Consider the following 6,946-nt stretch of genomic DNA (forward strand, 5'->3'; position numbering starts at 1 on the left):
TGGGTCGGTGTCAGTGCTCCGCGGGTACCACGGAGGTCATGGCGTCGAGCGCGCGCAACGTCTCGGCCTCCGGCTGCGTTTCCAGTGCGAACAGCAGGCGCTCCACGCCGAGTTCGGCATACGCGGCCACATCGGCCTCGTCGTGCGAGGCGTCGAAGACGGTCACCGGCACGTCCCGGCCCGCGGCCTCGCGCAACCGGTCGATCTGCGGCCCGAGTTCCTCGGGCGGCACGCCGTTCGCGAGCCACGCGTCGCCGTAGCGCGCCACGCGCGGGAAGGCGCGCTCGCCCCCGCCGACGAAGATCGGCGGATGCGGCCTGTGCACCGGCTTGGGCCAGGAGTACACGGGGTCGAGGTCGATGAACTCGCCGTGGAACTCGGTGGTCTCCTCCGTCCACAGCGAGCGGATGAGGGCGAGCCTCTCGTTCACGAGCCGGCCGCGCGTGGCCGGGTCCGTGCCGTGGTCCTCCATCTCCTCGCGGTTCCAGCCGACGCCGACACCGAACACCGCACGGCCGCAGGACACCAGGTCGAGGGAGGCGACCTCCTTCGCGGTGTGGATCGGGTCGCGCTGGCCGACGAGTGCGACGCCGGTGCCGACGAGCAGGTGCTCGGTCGCCACGGCGGCCGCGGTCAGTGCCACGAACGGGTCGAGCGTGCGGTAGTACTTCCCGGGCAGCTCGCCGCCACCGGGCCAGGGCGAACGCCGTTCCACCGGGATGTGCGAGTGCTCCGCGACGAGGAGCATGCCGAACCCGCGCTCCTCCAGCGCCCTGCCCAGCGCGACCGGGCCGATGCCCTGGTCGGTGATGAAGGTGGAAATGCCGTACTTCACTGTCGGTCCCTCCGGCCTGCGGCCCCGCCGCTGGGGGCGGCGGCGGGGAACGGGTGCGGCGGTGGCGTGGCGCCGCCGCACCCGTCGTCACAAGCGACCCTACGAGAAGCGGCGCCCGCGGCCGCGCAGGCCCGGTCGGGTCAGCCGGGCTCCTCGTCGAACTCCGCCCAGATGACCTTGCCCTCGGGCGTGAAGCGGGTGCCCCACCTGCGGGCCACCTGGGCGACCAGGAAGAGTCCCCTGCCGCTCTCGTCCGTCGCGCGGGCGTGGCGCGGCCGGGGCGCCGTGGCCGCGCCGTCGGCGACCTCGCACACCAGGGCGGTGTCGTGGATCATCCGCAGCCCCACGTCCTGCCCCGACGCGTGCCGCACGGCGTTGGTGACCAGTTCGCTCACCGCCAGTTCGACCGTGAACTCCAGGTGACCGAGGCCCCAGTCGTGCAGCTGCCCGGTCGCCGCGGTGCGTGCGGCGGCGGCCGCGGCCGGGTCGCGGGCGAAGGTCCAGTCGGCGACCTGGTCGCCGCGCAGCCCGTGCGCCCGGGCGAGGAGCAGGGCAACGTCATCGCGCGGTACGCCCTCGACGAGGGCGTCGAGCACGGAGGCGGCGAGTGCGTCGAGCGAGGGCGCGGGCGCGGCGAGGGCCGCGCGCAGCCCGTCGAGCCCCGCCTGCGCGTCGCGGCCGTGCGCGCCGAGCAGGCCGTCGGTGAACAGCGCGAGGACGCTGCCGTCCCGCACCGTGCACCGGCCCGATGCGAACGGCAGGCCGCCGAGGCCGAGCGGCGGCCCGGGCGGGAGGTCGGGGAGGGTGACGGTGCCGTCGGGCGCGACGAGGGCGAGGGGCGGGTGCCCGGCGCGCGCCGCCACGCACGTGCGGTCCACCGGGTCGTAGACCGCGTACAGGCAGGACGCGCCGACGCCGGGGTCCCCGGCGGCGGGCCAGGTCGTCCCCGAGCCGATGACGAGGTCGTCCAGGCGCGCAAGTACCTCTTCGGGCGCGAGTTCCATGGCGGCGAGCGTGCGCACGGCGGTGCGGAACCGGCCCATGGCAGCGGCCGCGCCGACGCCGTGCCCCACGACGTCCCCGACGACGAGGGCCGAGCGGGCGCCCGAGAGGGGGATCATGTCGAACCAGTCGCCGCCCACTCCCCCTTCGGCCGTGGCGGGCACGTAGCGCGAGGTCACGTCGAGCGCGCTCACCGCGGGCAGGTCGTCGGGGAGCAGCTCGCGCTGGAGGGCGAGCGCGGTGCCGTGCTCGCGGGCGAAGCGCCACGCGTTGCCGACGTGGGTGGCGATCCGCTCGGCGACGGCCTCGACGGTGGCGAGGTCGTCGGGCACGAACAGGTCCCGCGGGTCGCGCACGAAGGTGACCACGCCGATGGCGCCGCCGCCCGCGCGGAGCGGCACGAGCAGGACGCCGCAGGTGCGCTGCGCGCCGGGGCCTTCGTCGTCGCCGGGGCCGGGCTCGGGCGGCAGGCGCCAGGCGGTCGTCAGCGGGAGCCAGCTGCCGGGCGCCGCTTCGGCGGACGGCGCCAGGTAGGTCACGCCCTCGGCCACGCACCTGGCGTACGGGGTGCCGGCCCGGTGGCTGACGGGCGGGTCCCCGGCCGCGCAGCCGTGGGGCGTCCCGTGGTGGCCCACGCGCCGGGTGACGCACGCTCCCGGCGCGGCGCCGCCTCGCCGCTCGCGCCCGCCCAGGTCGTCCGGCTCGCCGAGATCGTTCAGGTCATCCAGGTCGTCCAGCAGGTCGACGGCGACGCTGTCGGCGAGGCGCGGCACGCAGAGCTCGGCGAGAGCCTGGGCCGTGGCGCCGACGTCGAGTGTCCCGGCCGCGTTCGTACCCGCCTCGCCCAGGAGTTCGAGCCGCTCGCGCGAGCGCCATGTCCCGGTGGTGTCGACGGCCATCGCGCAGACGCCGAGTGGCCGGCCGGAGGCGTCGTCGAGGCGGAAGACGCAGGTGGAGCAGGCCCGGCGCGGGCGGGGCCAGGAGGGGGCGCTCAGCACGTACGCGCGGTCGAGTGCGGGCCGTCCGGTCTCCAGCACCTCGGCCATCAGGGCCTCGATCGGCTCGGCGGCGTCGCCAGGCGCCGCGGCCGCTTCCGTGAGGCGCGCGCCGGTGCTCGCCCCTGACGGGGTGCCGACGATCCGCTCCATGGCGGGATTGGCCCAGACGGTGCGCAGGTCGCGTCCCGTGATGGCGATGCCGACGGGCGCACGGCCGAAGAACCGTGCCAGTACCTGGGACGCTTCCTCGTCGGGTGTTGCGGTTCCCGTGCCGGCTTCGACTGCCGCGATCAGCCGCATCCCACCGGCTGTTCCGTGCAGCGGCCACTGCCACGCGGCGAGCGGGCGGGCGCTCCCGTCGCTCGCCGTGGCTGTCAGCAGGCCGAGGGAGCCGTCGGGCCCGGCGGCGGGCAGGCCGCTGCTCCCCGATGCGGTGACCAGCGCTGTCAGGGGTCTTCCCGGTGCCCGCGCCACGGCGTGCCCGAGCAGGTTCTCGGAGCCGGCCGCCCACCCCGCCACCAGCCCGTCGCCGTCCACGAGGAGGAGCGCGACACCCGCCATGGCGAGGGGCACGGCATCGCCGCCGTCATGGCTCGCGCTGGTGGGACCGCTCACCTGGCCTGCCCTCTCGGGGAGGAGAGATCCGTGTCGCACGGACGGTCCCAGTGTAGAAGCGCCCCGGCCGCGGTCGCACGGGTCCCGCCGCCGTACGGGTGCCTCGCGAGGAGGGTTTCGTCTCAGTACGGCACACGCGGCAGGCGTGTGGGCTCGCCGTGCTCGCTCAGCGTCCCGATACGCCAGCCGCGCTGCCGCCAGGTGTCGAGCAGCCGGGGCAGGGCGTCGAGCGTCGTGCGCCAGGAGCCGGGGGACGACGTGCAGTCGGAGTCGTGCAGCAGGACGGTGCCGCCGCCGCGCAGGGACGACATGACCGTGTCGTGGACGCTGAGCGGGGTGGCGCGGGCCCGCCAGTCCTCGCCCCAGGCCGTCCACAGGACGGGCCGCAGCCCGAGCGAGCGGCATGCCAGGTGTGCGGAGGCGTTCATCACCCCGTACGGCGGCCGGAACAGCGTCGGCCGCCTGCCCAGCACGTCCGCCGCGAGGTCGCGGGCACGCGCGAGGTCGTCCCAGGTGGCCCGCGGGCCGCGCAGGGCGAGCGGGCGGTGGACGTAGCCGTGCACGGCCACCTCGTGGCCCGCGGCAGCGATCTCCTTCGCGAGCCCGGGGGAGCGTACGAGCATCGAGCCGAGGAGGAAGAACGTCGCCCGTACGCACTCGCGGTCGAGAAGGCGCAGGAAGTGCGGTGTGGACAGCGGGTCGGGGCCGTCGTCGAAGGTCAGCGCCACATGGTCGGGGCTGCCGCGTCCGGCGAGGCGGGGCATGGCGCGGTTGCGCAGCGGCCCGAAGGTGGACACGACCGGTGCGGTGTGCAGCGCCGCCAGCGCGGTGGCGGCGGCGCCGCCCAGCGGGGTCCTCACAGTTCGTGCTCCTCGATGAAGTGGTGTGCGGCCGACGAGATGCTTCCCGGCACGGCTCCGTACGCGTGCAGTACGGGCGCGCCGATGCCGAGTCCGAGAGTCAGCACGAGGGCGATCGCGGTGGCGGGGTTGCGCAGGGGGTTGCGCCGGGCAGCGTCCGCCGTGCCGGCCGTACGAAGCGCGGGCCGCGGTGAGCCGTTCCGGCTGCGCATGCGGGGCGCGAACGGGGCCGCCACCGGGCGCGCGGACCGCGCCGCGTGGTCGCCCGCGCCACTCGCCGCGCCCGCCGCGGATTCGCGCGAGGACCGTATGCCTGGCGTTCGTTCGCCGGTGCCGCGCGCGCCCGGCACCGTCGCGGGTGCGGAGCCCCTTCCGTCCGCGCGGGCGGCGGCCGCGGCGATGACGGCCGCGGGGCCCGTCCCGCGCGGGAAGAGCGCCAGGCCCTGGGCGCGCTGCCGCTCGCCCTCGGCCCCGGTGGCCAGCTCCGTTATGGCGGTGGCGAGTTGGCCGGGGTCGCGCACCCAGGACGCGAGGCCGGCCTCGTCGAGCGCCGCCGCGTTCGTCCGGCCGTGGCCGGGTATGCAGCGGTAGCTCATCACGGGCAGGCCGGTCGCGAACGCCTCGAGCGACGTCAGCCCGCCCGCGTTCTGCACGAGGACGTCACAGGCGCGCATCAGCCCCGGCATGTCGCTCTCCCAGCCCCGCACGTGGGCGAAGCCGTCGGCGCGCAGGTGCCTGAGCAGCGATTTGTTGGCGCCGCACACCACCACGGGCACCGCGGCCCCGCCCGCGCGTATCTCGCGTGCCGCGCTGCGCACGGCTCCCACGCCCCAGGAGCCCGCCACGAGGAGCGCCAGCGTCCTGTCGGCAGGCAGCCCCAACCGCTCGCGTGCGGCGCGCCGTTCGGCCTCGTCGACCGGGTGGAAGGCCTTGTTCGTGACGGGCCCGGAGACGAGGACGCCCTGGGCGCCGAGCGACCGCGCCTGGCCCGCCGGCACGGCGTGTGCGGCGAGGTGCACGTCGACGCCCCTGGCGACCCAGAGCGGGTGCACGGAGAAGTCGGTCAGGTAGGTGAGCACGGGCACGTCGAGCCGGCCGCGCCGGCGCAGCGCGCCGAGCACCTGGCCGGCCCCGGGGTAAGTGGCGACGGCGGCCACGGTGGCGGGCCCGACGGTGCGGCGGGTGCGCCGCCTGGCGCCGCGCAGCAGCAGCCGGAGCGCGGGGCCCGGCCTGCCGGTGCGGCCCATCGACGCGTAGACCCGCTGGTAGACGGCGGGCGCCAGCGTCAGCAGGCGGTGGTAGGCGCCCGACAGGAGCCGTCCGAGGCCGCAGGGCAGCAGGTCGACGAAGTCGTACCGGTCGACCGCGAATCCGGCCGCCTCGAGGCGGGAGGCCAGCTCGGCCGCCGCGCCGTCGTGGCCCGCGCCCACGCTCGCCGAGATGACCGTGACGCGCCGCGGAACGCAGGAACGAGGCATGGCGGACAGTCCTCCGATTGTTACTACAAGATGTAGAACAGCAGTGAGCTAGGACCTTAGCAGCCGGAACGGAAGGGCCGGTTCGCCCGTCTCCCTCATCGTCTACAGTCCTGTAGACGATAGACGACCCCCGTACAGGACGGCGCCCTGGCGCCGGAACGGTGAGATTTGATGACGATGCAACCGGGCGGCGCGAGGACCGGGCCGGAGCGGGGCCGCGGGAAGCGGACCCGTACCGCGGCGCACGCGGCCAGGTCCCTGGGGATCAAGGTGCCCACCGTGGCAGCCACGTTCTGGGTGGTCAAGATCCTGACCACGGGGATGGGCGAGACGGCGTCCGACTACCTGGCGAAGACGCTCGGCCCGATCGTGGCGGGCGGCATCGGCGCAGTGGGGCTCGGGGCGATGCTCTGGCTCCAGCTGCGGGCGCCGCGCTACCGCGTGTGGAACTACTGGCTCGCGATCGTGATGGTGAGCGTGTTCGGCACCATGGCAGCCGATGTGGTGCACGTGGTCGCCGGGATCCCGTACAGCGTCTCGACGGTGGCGTTCGCCCTGATCCTGGCGGGCATCCTGGCGGCCTGGTACGCGTCGGAGTCCACGCTGTCCATCCACAGCGTCAGGACCCGGCGCCGCGAGCGCTTCTACTGGGCCACGGTGCTCGCGACCTTCGCACTCGGCACGGCCGCGGGCGACCTCACCGCGGGCAGCCTGCACCTCGGCTACCTCACCGCGGGCCTCCTGTTCACGGCGCTCATCCTGATGCCCGCGCTCGCCTACCGCTTCCTCGGCCTGAACGCCGTGGCCGCCTTCTGGTGGGCGTACATCCTCACCCGCCCGCTCGGGGCGTCGTTCGCCGACTGGATGGGCGTGAGTCCGGGCCGCGGCGGTCTCGGCTGGGGCACGGGTCCCGTCACCCTCGCGCTGCTCGTCCCGATCGCCGTGCTGCTCGTCAAGCTCGCGGTCAGCGGCTCCGACACGCCGCGAGACGAGGCGCCCGGAGCCGCTCCCGAGGCGACCCAGCCCCTGCCGATGGCGCAGACGGCGGCCGAGCGGGGCTGACGGCGCACTCCCCCGCCGCACGGCGCGGGGTGCGCTCCCCTGATCGGATGAGCTCTCGTTTGAACTCCTGTGTCCGATGTATGTTGTATCTCACTT

The 6,946-nt window shown here is 75.2% G+C and carries 5 protein-coding genes; 1 reads left to right on the plus strand and 4 read right to left on the minus strand.

The genetic code is table 11. The features are described 5' to 3' along the window. Positions 1–10 precede the first annotated feature (10 nt). The 4 genes from JFN87_RS18505 to JFN87_RS18520 all read right to left on the minus strand — a co-directional run bounded on the left by JFN87_RS18505 (position 11) and on the right by JFN87_RS18520 (position 5,788). On the minus strand, positions 11–835 hold the full coding sequence (locus tag JFN87_RS18505; protein WP_209341335.1) for an LLM class F420-dependent oxidoreductase: 825 nt from the start codon (positions 833–835) through the stop codon (positions 11–13). A gap of 140 nt (positions 836–975) precedes the next feature. After that, positions 976–3,450: a SpoIIE family protein phosphatase gene (locus JFN87_RS18510; protein ID WP_209341337.1), complete on the minus strand. Its 2,475-nt coding sequence runs from the start codon at positions 3,448–3,450 to the stop codon at positions 976–978. Positions 3,451–3,572: 122 nt separating this feature from the next. Beyond that, positions 3,573–4,310 carry a polysaccharide deacetylase family protein gene (locus JFN87_RS18515; protein ID WP_307865506.1) on the minus strand — a complete coding sequence of 246 codons (738 nt, stop codon included), beginning with the start codon at positions 4,308–4,310 and terminating at the stop codon, positions 3,573–3,575. Next, complete coding sequence (locus tag JFN87_RS18520) at positions 4,307–5,788, minus strand: glycosyltransferase (protein ID WP_209341340.1); 1,482 nt, start codon at positions 5,786–5,788, stop codon at positions 4,307–4,309. The genes JFN87_RS18515 and JFN87_RS18520 overlap by 4 nt, the downstream gene beginning before the upstream one ends. 171 nt (positions 5,789–5,959) lie before the next feature. On the opposite strand from JFN87_RS18520, the gene JFN87_RS18525 reads away from it, so the two are divergent. Then, positions 5,960–6,850 carry a COG4705 family protein gene (locus tag JFN87_RS18525; protein WP_372449251.1) on the plus strand — a complete coding sequence of 297 codons (891 nt, stop codon included), beginning with the start codon at positions 5,960–5,962 and terminating at the stop codon, positions 6,848–6,850. Positions 6,851–6,946: the final 96 nt, after the last annotated feature.

This window comes from Streptomyces montanisoli (assembly GCF_017813245.1).
Taxonomy (GTDB): Bacteria; Actinomycetota; Actinomycetes; order Streptomycetales; family Streptomycetaceae; genus Streptomyces; species Streptomyces montanisoli.

Bases quoted from the DNA above. Each gene is read 5' to 3' on its own strand.
- JFN87_RS18520 (WP_209341340.1), bottom strand. From the start codon at position 5,788: ATGCCTCGTTCCTGCGTTCCGCGGCGCGTCACGGTCATCTCGGCGAGC.
- JFN87_RS18525 (WP_372449251.1), top strand. From the start codon at position 5,960: ATGACGATGCAACCGGGCGGCGCGAGGACCGGGCCGGAGCGGGGCCGC.